The organism is Pseudomonas sp. GL93 (genome assembly GCF_003408955.1).
Taxonomy (GTDB): Bacteria; Pseudomonadota; Gammaproteobacteria; order Pseudomonadales; family Pseudomonadaceae; genus Aquipseudomonas; species Aquipseudomonas paracarnis.
Genome location: NZ_NKRF01000042.1, coordinates 1 through 22,161, shown reverse-complemented (window position 1 = coordinate 22,161; position 22,161 = coordinate 1). Strand labels below are relative to the sequence as shown.

General features: G+C 59.9%; 20 protein-coding genes. 16 read left to right on the top strand and 4 right to left on the bottom strand.

From position 1 onward, the window contains the following. Window positions 1–381: 381 nt before the first annotated feature. The gene (locus tag CER19_RS07105) at window positions 382–897 is read right to left on the bottom strand and encodes an Hcp family type VI secretion system effector (RefSeq protein ID WP_014718214.1); all 516 of its coding nucleotides are present in this window, start codon (window positions 895–897) and stop codon (window positions 382–384) included. A gap of 469 nt (window positions 898–1,366) precedes the next feature. On the opposite strand from CER19_RS07105, the gene tssA reads away from it, so the two are divergent. The 15 genes from tssA to CER19_RS07030 all read left to right on the top strand — a co-directional run bounded on the left by tssA (window position 1,367) and on the right by CER19_RS07030 (window position 18,749). Continuing rightward, window positions 1,367–2,911 carry a type VI secretion system protein TssA gene (gene tssA / locus CER19_RS07100; protein WP_165861613.1) on the top strand — a complete coding sequence of 515 codons (1,545 nt, stop codon included), beginning with the start codon at window positions 1,367–1,369 and terminating at the stop codon, window positions 2,909–2,911. Window positions 2,912–2,936: 25 nt separating this feature from the next. Continuing rightward, on the top strand, window positions 2,937–3,434 hold the full coding sequence (gene tssB / locus CER19_RS07095; RefSeq protein WP_116665911.1) for a type VI secretion system contractile sheath small subunit: 498 nt from the start codon (window positions 2,937–2,939) through the stop codon (window positions 3,432–3,434). A gap of 27 nt (window positions 3,435–3,461) precedes the next feature. Next, window positions 3,462–4,940, top strand: a complete 1,479-nt coding sequence (tssC, locus tag CER19_RS07090; RefSeq protein ID WP_116665910.1) for a type VI secretion system contractile sheath large subunit — start codon at window positions 3,462–3,464, stop codon at window positions 4,938–4,940. Between the two features lie 14 nt (window positions 4,941–4,954). Continuing rightward, on the top strand, window positions 4,955–5,356 hold the full coding sequence (tssE, locus tag CER19_RS07085) for a type VI secretion system baseplate subunit TssE (protein ID WP_116665915.1): 402 nt from the start codon (window positions 4,955–4,957) through the stop codon (window positions 5,354–5,356). Continuing rightward, a complete protein-coding gene (gene tssF / locus CER19_RS07080; RefSeq protein WP_116665909.1) occupies window positions 5,346–7,133 on the top strand; it encodes a type VI secretion system baseplate subunit TssF in 1,788 nt (595 codons plus the stop codon). The genes tssE and tssF overlap by 11 nt, the downstream gene beginning before the upstream one ends. Next, window positions 7,097–8,104 carry a type VI secretion system baseplate subunit TssG gene (tssG, locus tag CER19_RS07075; RefSeq protein WP_116665908.1) on the top strand — a complete coding sequence of 336 codons (1,008 nt, stop codon included), beginning with the start codon at window positions 7,097–7,099 and terminating at the stop codon, window positions 8,102–8,104. Before tssF ends, tssG begins: the two co-directional genes overlap by 37 nt. A 104-nt stretch (window positions 8,105–8,208) precedes the next feature. Continuing rightward, window positions 8,209–9,738, top strand: coding sequence for a sigma 54-interacting transcriptional regulator (locus CER19_RS07070; RefSeq protein ID WP_116665907.1), 1,530 nt, complete (start codon window positions 8,209–8,211; stop codon window positions 9,736–9,738). A gap of 35 nt (window positions 9,739–9,773) precedes the next feature. Beyond that, window positions 9,774–9,905 (top strand): hypothetical protein, encoded by a 132-nt coding sequence (locus tag CER19_RS07065; RefSeq protein ID WP_032896909.1) that lies wholly within the window; start codon window positions 9,774–9,776, stop codon window positions 9,903–9,905. Window positions 9,906–9,916: 11 nt separating this feature from the next. Beyond that, window positions 9,917–11,113: a type VI secretion system-associated FHA domain protein TagH gene (gene tagH, locus CER19_RS07060; protein ID WP_116665906.1), complete on the top strand. Its 1,197-nt coding sequence runs from the start codon at window positions 9,917–9,919 to the stop codon at window positions 11,111–11,113. Window positions 11,114–11,118: 5 nt separating this feature from the next. Then, window positions 11,119–11,604 (top strand): type VI secretion system lipoprotein TssJ, encoded by a 486-nt coding sequence (gene tssJ, locus CER19_RS07055; protein ID WP_116665905.1) that lies wholly within the window; start codon window positions 11,119–11,121, stop codon window positions 11,602–11,604. A gap of 1 nt (window position 11,605) precedes the next feature. Then, complete coding sequence (gene tssK, locus CER19_RS07050; protein WP_116665904.1) at window positions 11,606–12,934, top strand: type VI secretion system baseplate subunit TssK; 1,329 nt, start codon at window positions 11,606–11,608, stop codon at window positions 12,932–12,934. A gap of 5 nt (window positions 12,935–12,939) precedes the next feature. Next, on the top strand, window positions 12,940–13,800 hold the full coding sequence (gene icmH, locus CER19_RS07045) for a type IVB secretion system protein IcmH/DotU (protein WP_116665903.1): 861 nt from the start codon (window positions 12,940–12,942) through the stop codon (window positions 13,798–13,800). Window positions 13,801–13,816: 16 nt separating this feature from the next. Continuing rightward, the gene (tssM, locus tag CER19_RS07040) at window positions 13,817–17,182 is read left to right on the top strand and encodes a type VI secretion system membrane subunit TssM (protein WP_116665902.1); all 3,366 of its coding nucleotides are present in this window, start codon (window positions 13,817–13,819) and stop codon (window positions 17,180–17,182) included. 5 nt (window positions 17,183–17,187) lie between these two features. Continuing rightward, window positions 17,188–17,910 carry a PP2C family serine/threonine-protein phosphatase gene (locus CER19_RS07035; protein ID WP_116665914.1) on the top strand — a complete coding sequence of 241 codons (723 nt, stop codon included), beginning with the start codon at window positions 17,188–17,190 and terminating at the stop codon, window positions 17,908–17,910. Next, the gene (locus CER19_RS07030; RefSeq protein ID WP_116665901.1) at window positions 17,907–18,749 is read left to right on the top strand and encodes a serine/threonine-protein kinase; all 843 of its coding nucleotides are present in this window, start codon (window positions 17,907–17,909) and stop codon (window positions 18,747–18,749) included. The genes CER19_RS07035 and CER19_RS07030 overlap by 4 nt, the downstream gene beginning before the upstream one ends. Before the next feature lie 8 nt (window positions 18,750–18,757). Here the strand turns inward: CER19_RS07030 and CER19_RS07025 are convergent, their stop codons facing one another. Beyond that, a complete protein-coding gene (locus CER19_RS07025) occupies window positions 18,758–19,087 on the bottom strand; it encodes a DUF6388 family protein (protein WP_116665900.1) in 330 nt (109 codons plus the stop codon). Window positions 19,088–19,098: 11 nt separating this feature from the next. Beyond that, complete coding sequence (locus CER19_RS07020; protein WP_256660399.1) at window positions 19,099–19,353, bottom strand: hypothetical protein; 255 nt, start codon at window positions 19,351–19,353, stop codon at window positions 19,099–19,101. Between the two features lie 345 nt (window positions 19,354–19,698). On the opposite strand from CER19_RS07020, the gene CER19_RS07015 reads away from it, so the two are divergent. Further along, the gene (locus CER19_RS07015) at window positions 19,699–21,768 is read left to right on the top strand and encodes an EAL domain-containing protein (protein ID WP_116665898.1); all 2,070 of its coding nucleotides are present in this window, start codon (window positions 19,699–19,701) and stop codon (window positions 21,766–21,768) included. Window positions 21,769–21,941: 173 nt separating this feature from the next. On the opposite strand, the gene CER19_RS07010 is transcribed toward CER19_RS07015, so the two are convergent. Beyond that, window positions 21,942–22,161, bottom strand: a 220-nt coding sequence (locus CER19_RS07010) for an IS3 family transposase (protein ID WP_165861612.1), incomplete at its 5' end; no start/stop codon positions are given.

The window sequence follows — 22,161 nt, the reverse complement described above, 5'->3', positions numbered from 1 at the left end:
GACACTCTTCAATCAGTGATTGCTTGAGTGCTAGGTTGTATTTCGTCATGGAACACCCTCCCGAGGGGGTCAGGTGTCCAACATTCGGGGGGCAGTTCAACAGCGGGTCACTTTGGAAAAGAGCCCCAAAGTAACCAAAGGGCTCTTGCCCCACCACTCGGCACCTCGCTTGGGCTCGGTGTGCCCGAACACAGGCTTGAATCCGTGGGCCGCCGCCACGCGCCATCCATGGCGCGGGGCGGCTAACCCGGCGTCCTGCCGGGTTACCCACGAATTCAAGCCTGCGTTCGGCCAGCGTGGTTTAACGGGGCGCCTGAGATCAAGATCAAAAGCAGATCAAGATCAAGATCAAGAGCGGCTCGCTTCGCATCGTGGTTACCGTTAACCCGTCACTGGGCTGCGCCAGTCATCCGAACCGGAAGTCCCGGCGACTTCGTGAGTCCAGATGATTTTTCGATAGGTGAAGTGCACATCCTCCAGGTGGGTGAAGTGGGCGTTGTCTGGGTCCTGGCAGTTGGGCATGCGAGATTGGATGTCGACGATGGTGGCGCCTTCCAGTTCAATCGTGAAGTAGTGCTCCTGGGTTCCGGCCGAGGAGGTGCGCAGCCACTCCAGGCGGCAGGAGACTTCTTCGCCGGTGGTCAGGGCGCTGAACAGCAAGGGTGAGGATTTATCGAAAACCTTGCTGATCATCAGTGGTTTATGCACGCGCTGACCGGTCGGCTGGCCCGATTGCGGGTCGCGGGGAATGATCACCTGATGAGCAAACGCCTGCACCAAAATCTGGTCCTCATGGCCTTCCTGATAAATGTTGCCTACCGAGTCCTGAGTAAATGTGCCTGCCGTAATCAAACCTTGTTTGACACCAGTGATGGAGAGGTACGCGGGTGTGGGCATGACGGGTTTCCTTGCCTGATTGAGTAGGTATTGCCGGGCAGCGAGAGCGCTGAGCGGTCAGGTTCCTTTAACAAGAAACGTGCCTGAAAGTGTGAGGTTCAATGAAATAAGGGCGAAGAAGAGTCAGTGGCCGTTATTGAGTATTTGTTATAGGGCTGTGGGTGAATTTTTAGCGCTATTAGTTGCACGCCTATGCGCACTTAGTTGCTCATGCCATGTGTTTTGGTAAATGCAAGGCTGTGGGCGATTGATGATGTTTTTTGCTGGGAGGGACTGCGCAAATAGCTGCGCAGGCCTTTATTTTCAAGCCTTGTAGGATGTTTCTTAAGTTCCGCTCCGTTACTTGCTGATTGTTTTTTTCGTGGCTAAGGTTCGCTCACCTCGATGTGTTGTGAACGCAAGTTCAAGGGCTTTTAACAATGACGTTAACTTTGCCTATCTTACCTTGGGTGGTTGTGTGCAGACCAAAATAGTTTATTCAGAACAGCTATATGCCGATTGCCGAGAACTTGCCCGGGCAGCGTGTTCGCCAAGCAGTTTTGTTGGCAGCGACATGCGTTTTTCAAGCGAGTTTGAGGTGTTGGAAACCGAGCTGGGCAAGGCACACTCCATTCATGGTACGAGCTTGCCGGATTGGAAGAAGATCAGCGAAATCTGCGAGTGCATTTTGCGTGAGCATTCCAAGGATCTGCGCGTCGCCGCCTGGTTAGCCTGGGCCCTGTATCAACGTGATTCATTTGCTGGGTTGCTGGCTGGTCTCGGTGTGCTGCGTGAACTCTGCGAGCACCATTGGGCGCAGGTCTATCCAGTTAAGCTGCGCACCCGCATTGCGGCGTTTGGCTGGTTGGTGTTGCGCCTTGAGCAAGCGTGCGCACACAACCTGCCGCTCAGTGGCCAACGGCCTTTATTGCAGGCGCTGTTGGAACACCTGGAATGTCTCGATCAGATATGGGGCGAACAGCTGGGCAGCGAGGCGCCGCTGCTGTTGCCGGTTCGCCGGCAGCTGTCGGCGCACTTGGCCCAGGCTGCTGCCGAACCTGGCGGCGTCGCGGGCGTCATTGCCCGGGTCAAGCCAGCGCCAAGCCCGCTGCCGGCCCCCGAGCACCCGCTCAATAACGAAAAAGACGCGCACAAACGGCTGCGCGCATTGCAGGAGCAGGCTCGGCCTTTATGTGCCTGGTGGTTGCGTCAGGATGCCGCCGACCCGCGCGCCTTGCGCCTGGGCCGAACCTTGGCGTGGCTGATGCTCGTCAACTATCCCGACGCCAATAATGAGCGGGTCACGGCGCTGCGCTCATTGGCTGCCGACAAGCGCAAGCGCTATCAAGACCGCTTCAGCCAAGGCCATTACGCCGATCTGTTGCTTGAACTCGAGGTCAGCCTGGCCGGTGCAATGTTCTGGTTCGATGGTTTGCGCATGGTCTGGGAGTGCCTGGCGGCCTTGCACGCAGACCTCGCCATGACCGAACTGGAAATGCAATTCGCTCTGCTGCTGCATCGCCTGCCGAATCTGCCTGAGTATCGGTTCGAGGACGGCACGCCCTTTGCCGACCCCGCGACAGGAGAGTGGATCGCGCTTCACGTCATGCGTCACCTGCACAAGCCTGAGCCCTCCAATGTCGTCGTTGACTGCGCTGCTCAGCCCTGGGAAGCCGCGTTGCAGGCGGTGATGCCCTGCCTGCGCAAGGACGGTCTTAAGGCTGCGGTGGGTGTGCTCAAGCAAGGGCTGCGGGCGGCGTGCGGTGATCGAGCGCGCTTTCATTGGTACCTGGCGCTGGCCAGGTTGTGTGTGGCGGCCGGCAAGCATGACCTGGCCAGGATCCAGCTGGAGCAACTCGACCTGCAATTACAGCGCACGGGGCTGGAAAGTTGGGAGCCGGAGCTGGCGGTGCAAGTCGGCCAGTTGCTGTATCGCTGCTACGACCTGTTGCCACAAAACCAAGCCGTACAAGACGGGAAAGACAGTTTGCATCGCCGGGTGTGCCATTTCGACCTGGGAGCAGTACTTGAATAGCGCCTCATCAAAAAGGATAAGCACCATGGCCAAAGACGGTTCGGTAGCCCCCAAGGAACGTATCAACATTACCTTCAAACCCGCCGTCGGTGGCGCTCAGGAAGACGTCGAGCTGCCGTTGAAGCTGCTGGTGCTGGGGGATTTTTCCCTGCGCGCGGACCCACGCAAACTCGAAGATCGCAAGCCCATCGGTATCGACAAGCACACCTTTGACGAGGTGTTGGCCAAGCAAGCATTGAGCCTGACGCTGAGCGTTCCCAACCGCCTCCAGGATGCAGCCGACAGGGAAGAACTGCCGGTTCAGGTGCGGATCAACACGATGAAGGACTTCAACCCCGCGAACCTGGTGGAGCAGATCCCGCAATTGCAAAAGCTGATGGCATTGCGTGAGGCATTGGTGGCGCTCAAGGGCCCGCTGGGCAATACGCCCAGCTTTCGCAACGCTATCGAGCGGGCGTTGGCCAATGGCGATTCTCGCGCACGCGTGCTCGCCGAACTGGGCCTGGATAGGCCTCAAGCCTGACGTTTTCAGTAAAAGGACACTGACACCATGACCACCATTGAACACGGCACGCAACCTGTACAGGTTATCGAAGGCGGTAGCATCCTCGATAACATCATTTCCCAGACATTGCTCAGCGCCGACGACGAGGCTTATGGCATTGCCAAGCGCGGCGTGTCGGCGTTTATCGCAGAGCTGGTCAAGCCACATAATTGTGACGAACCCGTAAAGAAACGCCTGGTCGACCGGATGATCGCCGAGATCGATACCAAGCTCAGCGAACAAATGGATGAGATCCTTCACCACCCGGACTTCCAGGCGTTGGAGGCTTCGTGGCGAGGCTTGCAGTTGCTGGTCGATCGCACCAATTTTCGCGAGAACATCAAGATCGAACTGTTGAATGTCTCGCGCGAGGACCTGCTGGATGATTTCGAAGATTCCTCGGAAATTACCCAGTCCGGGTTATACAAACACGTCTATAGCGCCGAATACGGCCAGTTCGGCGGCCAGCCGGTGGGCGCGATCATTGCCAATTACTTTCTTTCGCCCAGTGCACCCGATGTGAAACTGATGCAATACGCATCCAGCGTCGCCGGCATGGCCCACGCGCCCTTTATCGCAGCGGCGGGGCCGAGTTTCTTTGGCTTGGAAAGCTTCACCGGGTTGCCCGACCTGAAGGATCTGCGGGACCATTTCGAAGGCCCGCAGTTTGCCAAATGGCAAAGTTTCCGGCAGAGCGAAGACGCCCGATATATCGGCCTCACCGTGCCGCGCTTTTTGCTGCGCACCCCGTATGACCCCCTTGAGTGCCCGGTCAAGACCTTCGCTTACCAAGAGAATGTGGTTAACAGCCACGAGCATTACTTGTGGGGCAATACCGCCTATGCCTTTGCCACTCGCCTGACCGACAGCTTCGCGCGCTTTCGCTGGTGCCCCAACATTATTGGCCCGCAAAGCGGCGGGGCGGTCGAAGACCTCCCGCTGCATCACTTCCAGAGCATGGGCGAGATCGAAACCAAGATTCCTACGGAGGTGCTGATTTCGGACCGACGTGAGTACGAGCTGGCACAAGAAGGTTTCATCGCCTTGACCATGCGCAAGGGCAGCGATAACGCGGCGTTTTTTTCCGCCAGCTCCGTGCAAAAGCCCAAATCCTTCGGCATCAGTGAGGAGGGCAGGGCGGCAGAGCTGAATTACCGCTTGGGCACCCAATTGCCCTACATGATGGTGGTCAACCGCCTGGCTCATTACCTCAAGGTGCTGCAACGGGAGCAGTTGGGCGCGTGGAAAGAGCGGACGGACCTGGAGTTGGAACTCAACAAATGGGTTCGCCAATACGTGGCGGACCAGGAAAATCCCAGTGCCGAGGTGCGTGGGCGGCGCCCCTTGCGTGCTGCGCGCATTGTCGTCAGCGATGTCGAGGGCGAGCCTGGCTGGTACCGGGTCAACGTCACGGTACGCCCGCATTTCAAATACATGGGGGCAGACTTCACATTGTCCTTGGTCGGGAAGCTCGATAAAGAATGAGCAGAGGCCAGGGCATGCTTGAGCACAACAGCCTTTTCGAACGCCTCGAGCAGGGTGCGTCTAACCCGGGCGCCGCCGTGGTGTCCATCGCCGCACATTTGGGGAAAATGCTCAGCACTCGTGCGGGCAGTGTCCAGACGCTGCCTGATTATGGCTTGCCTGACCTCAATGACATGCGGCTCAGCTTACATGAGTCCTTGAGCCACTCGCGGCTGCATATCGAACGTTTTATCCAGGCCTATGAGCCGCGGCTGACGAATGTACGTGTCAGGCTATTGCCGGTTGTGCGTGACTCCTTGTCCCTGGCATTCGCCATTGAGGCTGAGCGAATGATTGAGGGCGTACTGCATCCTGTGGTGTTCCACGCGCGCCTCACGGATACCGGGCGGGTTGAGGTCTGTGCCGATGACGCTTAACCGTTATTTTCAAAGCGAACTCAGTGCGTTGCGCCAACTGGGGCGGCGTTTTTCCGAACGTAATCCCGCCCTGGCGCCGTTTCTCGGCGAAGCGGGCCAGGACCCGGATGTCGAGCGCTTGCTGGAGGGCTTTGCATTCCTGACCGGGCGCTTGCGTCAGAAACTGGATGACGAACTGCCGGAGTTGACGCACTCGTTGATGCACTTGCTCTGGCCCCATTACATGCGCCCGATACCGGCCTTCAGCATCTTGCAATTCGACCCGTTGAAACGCGCCGGCCCAAGCGTTCGGGTGGAGCGGGACACCGCCGTGCAAAGCGCTCCCATACACGGTGAGCGTTGCCAGTTCCGTACATGCTATGCCACCAACGTCATGCCATTGCAACTCACTGACCTGGAATATAGATGCCAGGGCGAAGGGGCCTGGTTGGATTTGCGCCTGTGCATGAGTGTCGACGGCAGCTTCAGTGAGCTGGTATTCGATTCGCTGCGACTGCACCTGGCCGGTGACCACTACATCAGTCAGGGTCTGTACCTGAGTCTGTTGCGCCATCTGGCCGGAATCAGCCTGCAGCTCGTGGATCAAGATGGCCTGCTGATCAGCGCCGGCGATGGCCAACCCCTGACGCTGCGGCTCAATGCCAACCAGGTCCGGCCAGTGGGGTTTTCCCAGGAACAGGCGCTGATTCCTTATCCGCAGAACACGCTGGAGGGCTATCGGCACCTGCAGGAGTACTTCGCGTTTCCCGAGAAGTACCTGTTTGTCGATGTCGAAGGCCTGGAGGTGTTGCACACGTTGTCTCACGAGTTGCTCCGGCAGGCGCGCGGCCTGGTGATGCGTTTCGAGCTCCGCAGTCAGGGTCGCGAGCCCCTGCGTCCTACCCTGGATAACGTGAAGCTGTATTGCACGCCCATCGTCAACCTGTTTACACAGGATGCAATTCCCATTCGCCTGGACGGTAAACAGGACGAGTACCTCCTGGTGCCTGGGGAATACACGCCGGGCAATGCCAGCGTGTATTCAGTGGACCGGGTCACCGGCTGGCGCCCCGGTGGCTTGGGCTATCAAACCTACGTGCCGTTCGAGTCGTTTGAACATGACTGCCACAGCGAGCCTGTGGCGGCACCGCCCAGCTACAGCATTCGCCAACGTTCGTCGGTGCAACATGCCGGACTCGACACCTGGATGGGGTTCGGCAACCGCCGCAAACAGGGCCAGGAAACCCTGTCGGTCGAACTGACCTGTACCAATTGCAACCTGCCACGGCAATTACGTGCAGGCGATATCAACCAGCCCGGCGAACACACACCGGAGTCGTTGACGTTTCGCAATATCACCGCGCCAACGGCGAGCTACGCGCCGCCCCTGGACCAGGATTTCCTGTGGAAGCTCATCAGCAATATGTCGCTCAACTACTTGTCGTTGACCGACATCAACGCCTTGAAGGCGATTCTCGCAACCTACGACCTGCCGCGTTATTACGATCGCCAGGCGCTGAAGGTCAGCCAGAAAAGACTGGGGGCTTTGCGTGCTATCCGTCATGAGGCGATGGATCGCCTGCATCGTGGGTTGCCCGTGCGAGGTGTGCGGGTCGATCTGACGGTCGATTCCCAAGGCTTTGTCGGCCAGGGCGACTTATTTGTATTCGCTTCGGTCCTCAATCAGTTCTTTGCGCTTTACGCCAGCCTCAATTCCCATCACGAGTTGCGTGTCATCAGCACACAAGGAGACGTGTATTTATGGCCATCCCTGATGGGACAGCAGCCCCTGCTCTGAATCAACTTTGCCGTGGTATCCGTGAATACACGCTGTTCCAGGCGGTTTTGCAGGTGACCGAGCGATTGCGTGAGGCTCATCCGCTGCTGGATGAGGACGCGTTGTACGACCAATTGGAGTTCCAGGCCAACCCTGGCTTAGGGTTTGCCGCGCACGATATCGACCGAGTGGAGTTCTTTATGGAACATGGACATTTGCGCGCGCGCCTGCGCCTCAATGTACTGGGGTTATTTGGCGCCGGGTCCCCACTGCCTGCGTTTTATGGTGAGCAGGCATTTGCCGAACAGCCAGGCGGCACCCCGACTCGAGATTTCCTGGATCTGTTCCATCATCGCTTGCACCGGCTGATGCTCCCGATCTGGCGCAAATACCGCTATCGGGCGTGTTTCCGGGCAGGCGCCAATGATGGTTTTTCCGCGCAGATGTTTGCCTTGACGGGTTTGGGCGGCACTGCGATCCGTGGCGCTTCCCAGCTCGATTGCAAGCGCCTGCTGCCATACCTGGGCCTGCTGAGTGTGCGTGTGCACTCGGCGGCGTTGATCGAGTCGGTCCTGCGTTACTACTTCAAGCAGGACGAGTTGTTTATCGAGCAGTGGGTTGAACGCCAGGTCGAGATCAGCCAGGTACAGCGCAATGACCTTGGACGGGCCAACAGTGTGCTTGGCGAGGACCTGGTCTTAGGGCGCCGAGTCGCTGACCGCAGTGGCAAGTTCAGGGTGCATGTCCGCGCGTTGGAGTGGCGGCGTTTTCACGACTTCCTGCCCACGGGAAAGGCCTGTCAGCCGCTGCGTTCGCTGGTGCGCCTGACCCTGCGCGATCCATTGGAATACGACCTGCGCCTGGTACTGGCGCAGGGTCAGATCAGGGCCCTGCACATTGGCGAAAACACGGTTTGCCGCCTGGGTTGGACCACCTGGCTGGGGCACGAGCGGGCCGATGGCTCAGTCACGCTAACCCGTAATTTTCATTAGGGATGAATGGACATGATGAACAGGGATTTGCAACACATGATCGGCGCGCTGTCAGCACGGCTGGAAACAACATCGGCCCCGGTGGATTTCTGCGGGTGCAGCCAATGACCGATAACCTGATTGGTGAGGGGGCCGACCCGCTGATATATGCCGACGCACTGTCTGCCTGTTTCGCACGCTTGGGGTTCGAGCGTGATGAACACGCGTTACCTGACGGATGTGTCAGCGCGGCGGCCCGGCTGAGCCAGTGTGACGTCAGCCAATTGTATCTGCTCGATGAAGTGACCGGCCGGCTTGAACTGATCGCCCAACATCTTGCCCAGGTGCCGTCGCTCACCGTAGTGCCTCCACGGTTTGGTCAGCATTCCCAACAGTTGCTGCACGACACCTTGACCCAGGGCACTGGATTGAGCCTGGAGGATGTGCAAGGCAGCGGCCATGACACAGGTTTTCTGCCCGCATTGGCGACACCATGGCGTGCGCTATTAATCGTGCCGCTGTTCAATCGATGTGAGCGGATAATTGGGGTGCTGGTGTGCGCCCGCCAACAGCCGGCCCAGTTGCAAGGCTACGCCCCTTCCTTGCGGCATTTGGGCAGCTACGCCGTGAACCAGTTACGCGTACTGCGTGGTAGGCAGCCCAACGTTGGTCCAAAGCCCGGAGGCAACAAACCCTTAGCTGGCGCATACGGCCTGATTGGCACCAGTGCGGCAATGGAGCAGGCATGCCGGTTGATCAGTAAAGTCCTGCACACCCCTTATACGGTGCTGCTGCAGGGCGAGACCGGCACGGGCAAGGAAGTGGTGGCCCGGGCCATTCACGCGGCCGGGCCGCGCAAGGCCAAGGCCTTTGTCGTGCAGAACTGCGCGGCGTTCCCGGAAGGGTTGCTTGAAAGTGAGCTGTTCGGCTACCGCAAAGGTGCGTTCACTGGCGCCGATCGCAATCACGCGGGGCTGTTCGACGCCGCACATGGCGGTACGTTGCTGTTGGATGAGATCGGCGATATGCCGCTGCCCTTGCAAGCCAAGTTGCTGCGGGTATTGCAGGAGGGTGAGGTTCGCCCGCTGGGGGCCAGTGCGGCACACAAGGTCGACGTACGCATCATTGCCGCGACGCATCGCGACCTCGCGGCGATGGTCGCCGAAGGGGGCTTTCGTGAAGACCTCTATTACCGACTGGCTCAGTTTCCCATCACCTTACCGGCCTTGCGCGAGCGGGACAGCGATGTGCTGCAACTGGCGCGCCATTTCACAGGCAAGGTGTGCGCAGCGCTGGGGAGGCCACCTGTCGAATGGTCGAATACCGCCCTCGATCAACTGTTCAGCCATGGTTTTCCCGGCAACGTACGCGAGCTCAAATGCCTGGTGGAGCGCGCCGTGTTGTTGTGTGACGACAGCGTGATCCGGCCCGAGCACCTGGCGCTGCCGCTGGCACCAAAGCCGGCCACTTCCGATGACGTGACGCTGCGCCAGCGGATGGAGCGAGTGGAGCGCACGTTCCTGCTCGACTGTCTGCACAAGAACCACGGTAATCGCACCCGCACCGCGCGGGAACTGGGGGTCGCCCGGCGCACCCTGCTTTACCGTCTTGCCCGTTTGAACATTCCCTTTGGCGATGCCCGGGAGGAACGCTGAATGGCGCACTTGATTTTTACTGTGGGAGAAACCTGATGCCTGATCGTCCATGGCACGTCGTCGTGCTGGTGATGTGTTTGCTGGGAGGCTGTAACGCCAACTATGTGTTCGATGATGCCGAGTACCACCCCTTGGGTGACCCGCAGGCGATCATTCGTGGCCGCTGAAAGGAGGGGGCATGAAGCTGCAGCTTGTGTTTGAGGTCTGCGCGTGCGAAAGCGACCAGAGCCTACTTTTGGCCCGCAAAGTATTTGACGGTGCCGGCGGCGTGATCGGGCGTGGTCCTGGATGTGACTGGGTGATCCCTGACGCCAGCCGCGTACTCTCCAGCCATCATGGATTGATCGGTTACCGTGAAGGTCGTTATTTCCTTACGGATATCAGTCGCAACGGTATCGGGATAGCCAACAGTCCCGAGCGCCTGCGCAAGGGGCAGGCACGATTGATCAGTGACGACGACGTATTCGAGTTGGGGGTGTTGACGATACGTGCCCGACTGCTGGAATCGCCGCGACCTTCCGACGAGCTGCTGGCGCCTGTGGCAGTACCGATTCCCGATGACGCTTTCCTGTCGCTGGACCCGCTGCATGGCTTGGACCTTGATCGGCAGATGCAGGCCACGTCGGATGATCTGGAAGCCTTGAGCAAGAGTGCCGATGAGCAAGCGGTATGGGCAGATCACTATGGGGCCGATTGCGAGCACGTGGTATTGCCGCGGCGGCAAGACCCTTCGATGGAGGTTGCCGCGGTACCCGCTGTTGCGACGCCGCCGTCGACCGACGAGGTGTTCTGGTCGCAATTTGCAGCGGTCCTGGGTGTGGACCTGACGGCCCTCGACACACCTGCCCGGGAGGCACTGGCGATCAAGGTGGCACGCTTGTTTCGGGTGACGATCGAAGGGCTGCAACAAGGTTTGCGCACCCGTGAAGAACTGAATAACGAACTGGGTATGGCGCCGTTCGCCGGTCAGGGCACCGGCCAGAATCCCTTGAAAGTGTATAGCAACACCGATGCTGCTTTAGCCGCGATGCTCGATACCCGGGAGCTGGGTCAACTGCCCGCGGTGCGCGCCATTACCCAGGTGCACCTAGAACTGCAGGTGCATCAGGTTGCGTTGCTGGCCGCTTGTCGAAACGCCATGCGTAATGCCCGCGCTGTCTTTGAACCCAGCCATCTGTTGGGGTGTTTTGCGTCCCAGGGCAAGCCTGCCGGGTTTTTCTCCGATGGTGGGCGGTGGCGTGCCTACCAGCGTTATTACCAGCGTGTGGTGGCGCAAGAACAGTTGAATGATCGCCCGTTGGCCGGCGACTTCGCCAAGGCCTATGAGGAGCAGGTGCGCCTGATCTCCAGCCTGCACATTGATTTTCCAGGATGATAATCATGTATCGAGCCACCCTTGTTTCGTTGTTGCTCTTGTGCGGGCTGTTGGCGGGTTGCAGCGCCGTCTCGCCATTTTCCACGCTGACCAAGCTGGACGTGGTGCTGACCGCCAGCGAACACGTCAACCCGGATTTGCACGGTCGTCCTTCTCCCGTGGTGGTGCAGTTGATCGAACTGCGCCATGGCGTTGCCTTTGAACATGCCGACTTCTTCAGCCTGTATGGCAATGCGCAGCAGACGCTGCCAAAGGACTGGGTCGGCAGCGAGGAGGTTGAGCTGCGTCCGGGTGACCGGTTGGCGCTCAAACTGCGAATCGCTCCCGACAGTCGTTTTGTGGGTGTGCTGGCCGCTTACCGAGACTTGCCCCATGTCCAGTGGCGGCTGTTGGTGCCCTTGACGGTGCAGCAACGCAACCGTGCCGAACTGGTGCTGGGCCAGGGCGGTATACGTGTTGCTGACCCGCTCGCCAGTGTGGAGACGCAATAACATGCAGGTTCATAAAGTTATCTGGCAGGAAGGCATGCTGTTGCGGCCACAGCACTTGCAGCACAACGACCGTTATTACCACCAGCAGCTCAATCAGACCCGCCTGCTGGGCAGAGACACCTGGGGTTTGCTCACGCTCGAACTCAATACGCAGTACCTCAAGCTGGGCAAGCTGGTGGTCAACCAGGCCAGCGGCGTGTTGCCGGACGGCAGCCTGTTTGACTTGAATGCTGCCATGGAGCCGCTGGTGGTGCAGGTGCCAAAGGATTCGGGCGCGCAAGGGGTTTACCTGGCGCTACCGCTGGCCAGCGGCAGTCACCTTGAAGTCCGCCGGCCTGAGCAAAGCGAGGTGTTGGCACGCTACCTCAGCTGTGAAGTGGAAGTGGGGGATTCCAACGTGGGGGCGGATACGCGTTGCCGAATCCACTGCGCGCGCCCGGACTTACGTCTTCTGTTGGGTGAACAGGCGGGCGACCAGCACTTCATCAAGCTCAAGGTGGCCCAGGTACTCGACGCCAGCGGTGAAGGCGGTGTGAACCTGGATACGGCGTTCATCCCGACGTTTATCTTCGTGCAGGAGCATGGGTACGTGGCGTCGTGTCTCAAGGAGGTGATTGGCCTGCTTGCCAGTCGGGGCGATGCCATCGCGGCGCGCATTCGTGGCGAGAGCACGGCCCCAGGCACGCAAATCGCCGATTTCCTGATGCTGCAAGTGATCAATCGTAGTGAGCTGGAGCTGCGCCACTGCCTGAGTCAGGCGCGGGTGCGGCCCGAAGCGGTGTTCCGTGCGCTGGTGTCGCTGCTCGGGGAGCTATCAACCTTCACCACGGACAGTAAACGCGCGCAGTTGGATGTTCACTATCAACACGGTGATCAGGGCGCCAGTTTCCGCGGGCTGATGGCGCAGGTGCGCGCGGCGCTGTCGGTGGTGCTGGAGCAACAGGCGATCAAGTTGGCATTGCAGCCTCGCCAGTACGGGGTGCTGGTATGCCCGGTCAGCGAGTTGAAATTGCTTGGCACCGCCACCTTCATCCTGGCGGCCACCGCGCAGTGTGAGGCGCAGGAATTGCGCCAGCGTCTGCCAGCACACCTGAAAGTCGCGCCGGTTGAGCGCATACGCGAGTTGGTCAACCTGCACTTGGCCGGTATCAAGGTCAAGCCTTTGCCAGTGGCGCCGCGACAGATTCCTTTCCATGCCGGCAAGACCTATTTCGTGCTCGATATGAGCCCCCGTGATATCGCACAGCTGGAACAGTCGGGTGGTTTCGCTTTCCACGTAGGGGGTGAATTCACCGGGCTTGAACTCGACTTCTGGGCCATCAGGAACTGAATGCCATGGACAGTGAATATACCCAGGATGAAAAAACCGTCCTGCTCGACCGGGAGACTCATGAGCCTGCCCAGGGGCCGTTAACGGATTTCCCGTCGCCGCCGCGCTACGAACAGCTGGAAGACCGCATGATCTACGCCGGCCACAGGCTCGATACGCAGAGCTTTCAGGCAGGGCTCAACCCGCTGGTAGCCGTAGCCTGGGCGGTATTGTTCGAGGTTATTGGGCTCAGGGTCTGCTCGGGCCGTGAAAACCTGGGCACGCTCAACGACCGATTAGTGTTGGCGGTGACTCAGTTCGAAACCCGCGCCTTGCAGGGCGGCGTGGAGAACAGCCAGGTCATGTCGGCGCGCTATGTGTTGTGCAGCGTGATCGATGAGGCGGTGGTGACGACGCCGTGGGGGGCGCAAAGCGAATGGTCGAAGATGAGCCTGTTGAGCCGCTTCCATAACGAAACCTTTGGCGGCGAAAAAGTGTTCCAGTTGCTGGAGCGCCTCACGCGCGACCCCGTGAAGCACGTGGCGATGCTGGAGTTGCTGTACCTGTGCCTGTCCCTGGGGTTCGAAGGCAAATACCGGGTAATGGAGCGGGGCGTGGCGCAACTTGAGGCCGTCCGCGATGCCTTGTATCGCCAGATCAGGCACGTACGTGGGGAGCCGGCGGCGCAAGCGCTACTGCCTGCCCAGCAGCGGGCCGACCGGCGTAAGCAAGTGCGGGTCATACCTGCCACTTGGTGGGCCGGCCTCACCTTGGTGTGTGTGTTGGCGATGTACACAGGGTTTGCCTGGGTGCTGAGCAACGAGCGTACAAACGCGCTGCACCCCCTTCAACTTTCGGCGTCGGATCTGGTCCGCACGCCCTTGTAAACGCTGGGAGCAATGAATGATCGCATTCTTCAAGGGGGTGGGCACCGTGCTGGGCAGGATTTGGGTGTGGAGCCTGTTGCTGGTGCTTTCCTGCGCGGCAATGGTGTGGTTCTTGGGGCCGCTGCTGGCAGTGGATGATCACCGTATCTGGGCAGGGGCGACTGCTCGGTTGGTCACCATCAGCGGTGTGTTCTTGCTATGGGGACTGGCGATGGCGTTTGTGGGCCCAGGTTTTACCGCCTGGCGCCAAAGGCCAGAACGCGAGGTGCGCCAGCAGCCGATGACGCGGGTGGAGGACGAACGCCGGCACCTGCGCAGTCGGTTCAAGAAAGCTGTGCACCTGCTCAAAATATCCCGCCATTATGGAGAACGTAACGCACGTTGGCGTCATGAGTTGCCCTGGTACCTGTTGATCGGTGAGCCGGGCAGTGGCAAGACGCAGTTACTGGCGGCAGCGGGCTTGCCGCTGGCGCTGGACCACGCGCAAACGCGACCGATCGGTAGCAGTGCCCATTGTGACTGGTATTTCGGCGACGAAGGCGTGCTGATCGACACCCCGGGACGCTACCTTACCCAGCCCGACCCTTCAGTGGACGCCGCAGGCTGGATCACCTTGTTGCATCTGCTCAGGTGGCGCCGCCGAGTGCGGCCGCTCAGCGGTGTGGTGGTGACGCTATCGGTCGACATGCTGTCGAGTACCAACGAATACGACCTGGATCATCACGCACGCCATGTACATTCGCGCTTGCAAGAGATCCAACAGACGTTGCATGTGGATGTGCCGATTTACCTGGCGTTGACCCACGCCGACCGGTTGCCGGGATTCGCTGAATTCTTCGACTCACCCCTTGGAGAAAGTGCCGACAGCGTGCTGGGTCAGCACCTGCAAGACTGCGCCGACGGTACTGACACAACACAGGTTCGTCAGGCGGTCGAACAATTGTTGCAGCGCTTGAACAGTGAGCTGATTGGGCGACTGCATCAGGAGCGCAATGTCGAGCGACGTGGGCAGATGCTGGAGTTTCCCCAGCAGGCAGCACGAATGGGAGAGCGCGTCAGCCTGTTCGTTGACATGGCGTTTTGCGCTCATCGTTACCAACCCATCAACGGGTTGCGAGGGTTCTTCTTGACCTGCGCCGATGGCAGGCACCCGCGCTTTGTGCAGGGCCTGTTCAGCCAGGTGATCTTCGCCGAGGCCGACCTTGCCGGTTTGCAGGCTCAGGAACAGCAACGTCTGCGTTGGCGCCAGGGCGCGCAGGCGATGGCTGCGGCGCTGGTTATTGGCGGTGTCGGAGGGCTATGGGGGCACAGTTATTCCGTCAACCACCAACGCTTGGCGCAATTGTCGGCGCTGACCTCACACCCGCCGCTCGCCCTTGCGGCCGACGATGAAAGCACGGCGCTGTTGGCGCTGTTGGACGCGCGACTGGCGGCGACCCAGGTTTTTCCAGGGCCGGCAGATGTACGCCTGGTGGAGCGCACCGGGCTGTATCAGGGCGAACTGAGCCGTCCCAGCGTCGATCAAGCCTATGAGCACGCGCTGCAAAAGCCATTTTTGGCCTGGACAGCCGCCCAGTTGGAAGAACAGGTAATTGCCAGCCTTGGGGACCGGGAGCGGCTGCTCGACGACCTGCGTGCCTACCTGATGCTCAATCTGCGCGAACGCCGTGACACGAGCTGGCTGGCAGAACATATTGCAAGCCTTTGGTCGGTGCGGTTTTCCGGGGATATGCCAACACAGAAGCGCCTCAATGTGCACCTTGCGCGGCTGCTGGAGCAACCCTTTGTGGTGTCACTCAACGAGGAACGGGTGGCCCAGGCCCGTGAAGCGCTGAGGGGCGAATCGTTGGCCGATGGGGTCTATCGGGTATTGCGCGAACAAGCGCGCAGCCTGGAGCCGTTGCGTCTGGCCGAGGGTAAGGTGTTTGCCGCTATCGATCCGCCTGTGCCGGGGTTCTATACCAAACGCTATGTACAGTACTTCGAGGCGCAGGGCCCGCGGTTGGTAAACGCCATCACCCAGGACAACTGGGTGCTCGGCGAGGGCTCCGACCTGGAGCCCCAGGACTTGCGGCGCCTGATGGCTGAACTGCAGCAACGTTATTTCAGCGAGTATGCCGATGCCTGGAGCGATGCGCTTGGCCGAGTCAGGCTGCAAGAGACTGACAACCTGCGCCAGGATGCCGAGCAACTGATGAACCTGACGTCGGCGCAATCGCCCTTGATTCGTCTCTTGCAACAGGTGCGTGAAAATACGCGTTTGTTGCCAGGCCACGGACTGCTGGACAAAGTGGCCCAGCAGTCGGCAGACCTGGGCGAGATGGCCAAGTCGAGGTTGACGGCTGGGCAGGCGGCTATTGTCGAGGCTCCGCGGCGCGCCTTGCAGCGCCGCTTTGAGCCTTTGCATCAATTGCTGGATGAGCAGCAGAACCCCGGCGTAGAGCTGACTCAGGCCTTGCGTCTGCTGGATGAAGTGCACCTGCAACTGACAGCATTGAACCGGGACAGCGCACCCGAGCAGGCCGCCTTCCTGCGTGCCAGGCAGCGCATGGAGGGCCAGCAGGATGCATTGGGCCATCTGCGAGACGCCGCCGCGCGTCTGCCGCTGCCCGTTGCCGGCTGGCTCGAAGGTATGGCCGATGACAGTTGGCGGCATTTGCTGGAACAGGCCTATGTGCACGTCAACCAACGTTATCAGAGCGAGGTGCATAGCCTTTATGCCAAGGCCATTGGTCGACGTTACCCATTCAATGCGCACGCCAGCAGTGAGGTCGCCCTTCACGATTTTCAGGAGTTCTTCAAGCCACGCGGGGTGATGGCGCGCTTTTATGAGGGCTACCTGCGGCCTTTTATCAGTGCCGACGGCAGCCGCTACCGATTGCGTGGGCTCGATGGCCAGAGTTTGCCGGTTTCCCGTGCGCTGCTGGAGCAATTGATGAAGACCCAGGTCATCCGCCGCGGCTTTTTTACCGAAGACGCGGGGGAGTTGTCCGTGCGATTCACTTTGGCACCCTACAGCCTGGACCCATCGGTCAGCCGAGCGATCCTGCGGTTTGGCGACCAGCAATTGGAGTATCGCCACGGTCCGATCGTACCCATGGCGTTCCATTGGCCCACCGACGCAGACAATGGGCGCAGCAGCCTCGTCCTGGAGAGAGGCGCGGAGCAGCGCCCCTTGGGCATCGAAAAGGACACGGGGGCGTGGTCGTTGTTCCGGTTCCTGGACCTGCTGCAGAAAGAGCCCGCCAGTGGCCGAAATATACAGATCCTCAAGGCAGACCTCGCCGGCCTGCGCGCCAATTACCGGCTCACCAGCCAGCGTACGCCTGCCCCGTTTGACATGGACACATGGCGCACCTTTCGCCTGCCGGAGCAGCTGTGAACCCGATGGATTCCCCGTGGCGCAGCGCCGGGCGCACGCAGCGAGGCCTGGCGCGGTTGCGCAACGAGGATGCATTCCTGGACAACCCGAGCATGGGTTGCTGGGCGGTGGCGGACGGTATGGGCGGGTATCGGCATGGGGATGTCGCCAGCCAGTGGGTAGTCAGCCACTTGGCTTCAGTGTCGGCTGACGGCAACCTTGACCAGCGTATTCAGGCGGTTCGCCACAGGTTGCAGGACGTTAACCAAGGAGTACGACGCGCATGGACAGAACCTGGCGCAACCGGTGAAGTGACGATGGGCAGCACCGTGGTTGCCCTGTTGTTGGAGAAGGGCCGGGCGGCCTGCCTATGGGCGGGAGACAGCCGCTGCTATTTATGGCGCGACCAGAGTTTGTACCAATTGTCGAAGGACCACTCGCTGCTGCAGCGCCTCATGGACGAGCGTCAGTTGAGTGTGGCGCAAGCCCAGGCTTACCCGGGTGCCAGGGCCTTGACCCGGGCCGTTGGCGCGCGTTCGCGGTTGCACCTTGAGGTACTGGAACTGCGTACCCGCCCTGGGGATGTATTTTTGTTGTGCAGTGATGGCTTGTATCAGGCCCTCAGCCACGTTGACCTGGGGCGGGCGTTGAGCATGGGCACGCCTCAACGGGCAGTGGAACGGCTATTTGCGGCGGCGTTGCGCCGGCCGGTACGTGATGATCTGACTGCGGTTGTGGTGCAGCCTTGAACTCGACAGCTCAACCCTGCCGTTTACTGTCTGGGCGCTATCACCTTGAACGTGTCTTGGGCAGAGGTGGCATGGGCAGGGTGTACCGCGCGCGCGACCTGTTGCACGAGCAATTGGGCGAACCCTGTTCCAAGGTAGCGATCAAGCTACTTGACGAACCCATTTCCCAGTGCCCCGACGCGCATGTGTTGTTGTACAGCGAGTTTGCGTTGACCCGCAGCCTGAGGCACGAGCATGTGGTACGGGCGTTTTCGTTTGAGGTCGATACACACAGTCAAGTCGCGTTTTTCACCATGGAGTTGCTGCAAGGGGTGACGCTGGACCGCCTGCTGCTGGAGTGCCCCTATGGCTTGCCCTGGCGGGAGTTACGACCCATCGCCTTGCAGTTGCTGGATGCGTTGGTCTACACCCACCAGCAAGACGTTCTGCACGGTGATGTCAAACCAGCCAATGTCATAGTGGGCGAGGAGGGCGTGCGCTTGTTCGATTTCGGCCTGGGCCAGGCTCAAGCAGAGACCGCAATGGGTTTGCCGAGTGTCAGCCGCAGTCGTTTCAATGCCTGGACACCTGCCTACGCCGCCCCGGAACTGTTGGCCGGCGGTGCGCTGACCGCTGCTGCCGACCTGTACGGCGTGGCCTGCATCCTGTACGAACTGGCCCACGGCAAGCGCGTTGGCGAGCGCGCCTCCACGGTCTGTCTGCCCCGGCCCGCGCAGTTGCCCAGGCATTGCTGGACGGCGTTACAGGCAGCGTTGGCGATAGACCCGCAGCACCGAAGCATAACGGTCGCCGAGTTGCGCCACGTCATGGGGCGCAATCGAGCACGCTGGTGCTTGTAGGATAAAGGTCAAACGGCTAAGCCGTGCAACTGGCAGTACTGCGCCCAGTCCATGCCTGCCATCTGTGCGACTTCTTTATGCACCTCGCGCCGCTGGGCCTCGAAGGCTTCGGTCGAATCGGCCGTCAGCTTGAGGGTCAATTCCCAGGCGAATAACTTTTGCTGTTCAGCGTGTGCTTCGAAAGCCTCATGCAGGCGTTCGGCGCGATACTGCGCCAGGGTTTCGCCCCTGGCCTGGGCTATCAGCGGGTTAAGGCTGTCCAGCTCGGCAGCGACCTGCGGTTGTTCGCGCAGGAATCTGTCCAGTGCAAGTTGGTGCGTATCGTTGGGTGCCGACACAGGTAGACACCTTAATGAGAAGGGTGGGAGTTGCTATCGGACGCGCGTGCGTTGAGGTGATGGCGGGCACGCTTACGCGACCTGCGCCGCATCCAGTTCTGCAACGGCGCCAGCAAGAAAAACATCAGGTAAGCGACCAGCACCAGAGTCAGGTCTACCCAGGTTTCAGCCACAGGCCCGGTAAACAATTCAATGAGGTTCTTGATTACAAACAGCAACACCACGCTGCACAACCACAGCAGGATGGTGACAAACAGAGGACGCATGTGACTTGAGCGCTTGTCTTGCATAGTGAGGTTCTCTCCTTTGGCCTGTTGTCGTTCCAGGCAAGATTCCCTGAGTGCGTACCCATTATCAGACAGGTTGTAACATCCTTTAACACGCACAAACCGTGCGGATGATACCGACTCAGACAGCCTTAGGGGATGATTCCAGTCAGAAAGTTCGATAAATCTGTAGGGATTTAGTCTAGCAACCCGGCATTCACTGGTAAAAAAGCCGGGCAGGGACGGGGATAAAGGCTTTCGCTTCGGCTATCAGGGCGTGTAGCGTTAGCGGGTGTTTCCGGCCCTGATCTTCAGCGGCAGTCGGTGACAGGCAGAGGACGGCCCATGGCGCACACCCTGTTCAAGCTTTTCCTGACACAGCGCCTGGCGGTCCTGGCCAGCACGGAGTCGTTGCGTGCGATTCGGGAGGGACTGCTGTGGATCCTGCCGTGCCTGTTGGTGTCCGCTGGTTTCCTGATCCTGTCCGAATGCGCCCTGGCGCTGGGGTTCGATCCGCAGGTGGTGAGTTTCCTGGCCGGGCTGCATAAACAGATCAGCTCGGTGATCCCGTTGCTGGTGGCGGCCTCCATCGGTTACATGTTGGCGATTCAACACCGTCTGCCACAACTGCCGGTCGCCTTCCTGTGCCTGGCCCATGTGGTGGTCGCCACCTTCGTGCTGCGTGAGTACCCGCGCGCTTCGGCCACGTTCCTACTGTTTATTGCCATTGCTTCGCCCTTGATCAATGTGCCGGCCATCGCCTGGCTGCACCGCTTTCGCTGGACGCGGCTGGTCAACCAGGACCTGGTCGGCCATAACCTCAAGGGCACCATCAACATGGTGATACCTGGCGCACTCACGGCCTTGTCGTTGGTGGCGGTGTTGTCGTTGCTGCTGTTGATCCCCCATGTGGCGCAAATCCAGGGGCCGCAGGTGCTTGATGCGTTGCAGACGCCTTACGGCAGCGGGTTGTTTGTCACCCTGATGAATTCGCTGCTGTGGTTCTTCGGGATTCACGGCGTGTATGCCATGCAGCCGTTATTCGATGCATTGGACCAGGCGGTGGCGCTCAATGGCGCAGCGTTGGCGGCGGGGGAGCCGGTGCTGTACCTGCTCAACAACGGCTTGCTGGGCAGTTTTGCCTTTATCGGTGGCTCGGGCGCAACCTTATGCCTGCTATTGGCGATCCTGCTGTTTTCCAAGAGCCAGTCCATGCGCTTGTTGGCGATGGCCAGTTTGCCGCTGTCATTATTCAACGTCAGCGAAGTGCTGTTGTTCGGTTTGCCGATCATCCTCAACCCGCGCCTGTTTATACCGTTTCTACTGGTACCGGCGTTCAACGCGATGGTGGCGTTGATGGTGGTGCAACTGGGCTGGGTCTCGCCGGCGGTGGCCAGCGTGCCGTTTACCGCCCCAGTGCTGCTCAACGCTTACCTCAGCACCCATGGCGACGTGGCGGCGGGGGTGTTGCAGATCGTTCTGCTGGGCGCCGGCACCCTGGTATATGCGCCCTACGTCAGGGCGATTCATCGCCAGTCCAGCGACGGCGGAACGGGGTACCTCAAATCCCTGGACATGACGTTTCGCGGCCTTGAAGAGAAAGGCCGCCTGCTGGAGTTCGACCCGGTGCTGGCCACCCACCAGACATTGGCCCGCCAGGCTGCTGAGTTGAACCGTATCCAGCAGATCAGCGATTACGAGTTCTACCTTGAGTTTCAACCCCAGGTCTCCACCCGCACCGGTTTGTGCACCGGCTGCGAGGCCCTGATGCGCGCCCGGGACAGCCAGGGCACGGTGCATTCGCCCTGGGAGTTCCTGCAATGGCTGGCGCATGCCGGGCTGATGCCGGACGTGGACGTGTGGGTGGCATCCCAGGCCGTGCGCCAGTATCAGAAATGGCAGAAGGTGGGTTTTGAACTGCCGATGACAATTAATATTTCCAGCACCACGCTCAAGGACGCCGCCTATGGCGACCGCCTGGTGGAAATTCTTGCCCAGGCCCGTGGGCAGGTTTCAGTGGAAATTACCGAAGACGCGCTGGTCAGCGACATCCCGGCCACCCGCCAGACCATCCAGAAGTTGCAGGCCATGGGGGCCAAGGTCTATCTGGATGATTTTGGCACTGGGTTTTCTGCGCTGAGTTACTTGCACCAGTTTCCTGTGGACTTCATCAAGATCGACCGCAGTTTTGTGGTGGCCCAGCGTGACCCTAAAGGCGCCCAGGTGCTGACCGGTATGTTGCGCTTCTGCGAGGCCTTGGACCTGGGCGTGGTCGTGGAGGGGGTTGAGACGGCTGAGCAGTTGGCGTTCTTGAGTAACGGACCTGAGTTGTTTATCCAGGGCTGGTATTTCAGCAAGGCACTGCCTGGGGACCAGTTGCGGCGCTTTGTGCTTGAGCGCAGGGCGTTAGTCTGATGGCCGACGCTTATCCAACTGACACCCTGCAATCAAACTGTGGGAGCTGGCTTGCCTGCGATGACGCCCTGACAGCCGACGCTGTTATACCGTGTACATATCCATTCCTGCGGTTACGACCACTTAGGGTTCCGCTCAACATGAACTGCCCCCCAAAAGTTGGACAGGAGACGCTATTGATTTAGTGCCTGGGTCCGAAACTGTACCGGACTCAAGCCATTCAGTCTGAGGCTTATGCGGTCTTGGTTGTAGTAGGTGATGTAATCCTCTAAGCCTGATGCCAGTTGCTCCACACTCTCAAATGATTCCAGATAGAAAAACTCGCTCTTGAGCGTGCCGAAAAAGCTCTCCATGGCGGCATTGTCCAAGCAATTACCCTTGCGCGACATGCTC

Excerpts from the sequence above, each read along its gene's own strand:
- CER19_RS07020 (WP_256660399.1), bottom strand. The coding sequence starts at position 19,353 with ATGCGTCCTCTGTTTGTCACCATCCTGCTGTGGTTGTGCAGCGTGGTG.
- CER19_RS07070 (WP_116665907.1), top strand. The coding sequence starts at position 8,209 with ATGACCGATAACCTGATTGGTGAGGGGGCCGACCCGCTGATATATGCC.
- tssK (WP_116665904.1), top strand. The coding sequence starts at position 11,606 with ATGCAGGTTCATAAAGTTATCTGGCAGGAAGGCATGCTGTTGCGGCCA.
- tssJ (WP_116665905.1), top strand. The coding sequence starts at position 11,119 with ATGTATCGAGCCACCCTTGTTTCGTTGTTGCTCTTGTGCGGGCTGTTG.
- icmH (WP_116665903.1), top strand. The coding sequence starts at position 12,940 with ATGGACAGTGAATATACCCAGGATGAAAAAACCGTCCTGCTCGACCGG.
- tssM (WP_116665902.1), top strand. The coding sequence starts at position 13,817 with ATGATCGCATTCTTCAAGGGGGTGGGCACCGTGCTGGGCAGGATTTGG.
- tagH (WP_116665906.1), top strand. The coding sequence starts at position 9,917 with ATGAAGCTGCAGCTTGTGTTTGAGGTCTGCGCGTGCGAAAGCGACCAG.
- CER19_RS07105 (WP_014718214.1), bottom strand. The coding sequence starts at position 897 with ATGCCCACACCCGCGTACCTCTCCATCACTGGTGTCAAACAAGGTTTG.
- tssB (WP_116665911.1), top strand. The coding sequence starts at position 2,937 with ATGGCCAAAGACGGTTCGGTAGCCCCCAAGGAACGTATCAACATTACC.
- tssG (WP_116665908.1), top strand. The coding sequence starts at position 7,097 with ATGGCCATCCCTGATGGGACAGCAGCCCCTGCTCTGAATCAACTTTGC.
- tssE (WP_116665915.1), top strand. The coding sequence starts at position 4,955 with ATGCTTGAGCACAACAGCCTTTTCGAACGCCTCGAGCAGGGTGCGTCT.
- CER19_RS07015 (WP_116665898.1), top strand. The coding sequence starts at position 19,699 with ATGGCGCACACCCTGTTCAAGCTTTTCCTGACACAGCGCCTGGCGGTC.
- tssF (WP_116665909.1), top strand. The coding sequence starts at position 5,346 with ATGACGCTTAACCGTTATTTTCAAAGCGAACTCAGTGCGTTGCGCCAA.
- CER19_RS07065 (WP_032896909.1), top strand. The coding sequence starts at position 9,774 with ATGCCTGATCGTCCATGGCACGTCGTCGTGCTGGTGATGTGTTTGCTG.
- tssC (WP_116665910.1), top strand. The coding sequence starts at position 3,462 with ATGACCACCATTGAACACGGCACGCAACCTGTACAGGTTATCGAAGGC.
- CER19_RS07035 (WP_116665914.1), top strand. The coding sequence starts at position 17,188 with ATGGATTCCCCGTGGCGCAGCGCCGGGCGCACGCAGCGAGGCCTGGCG.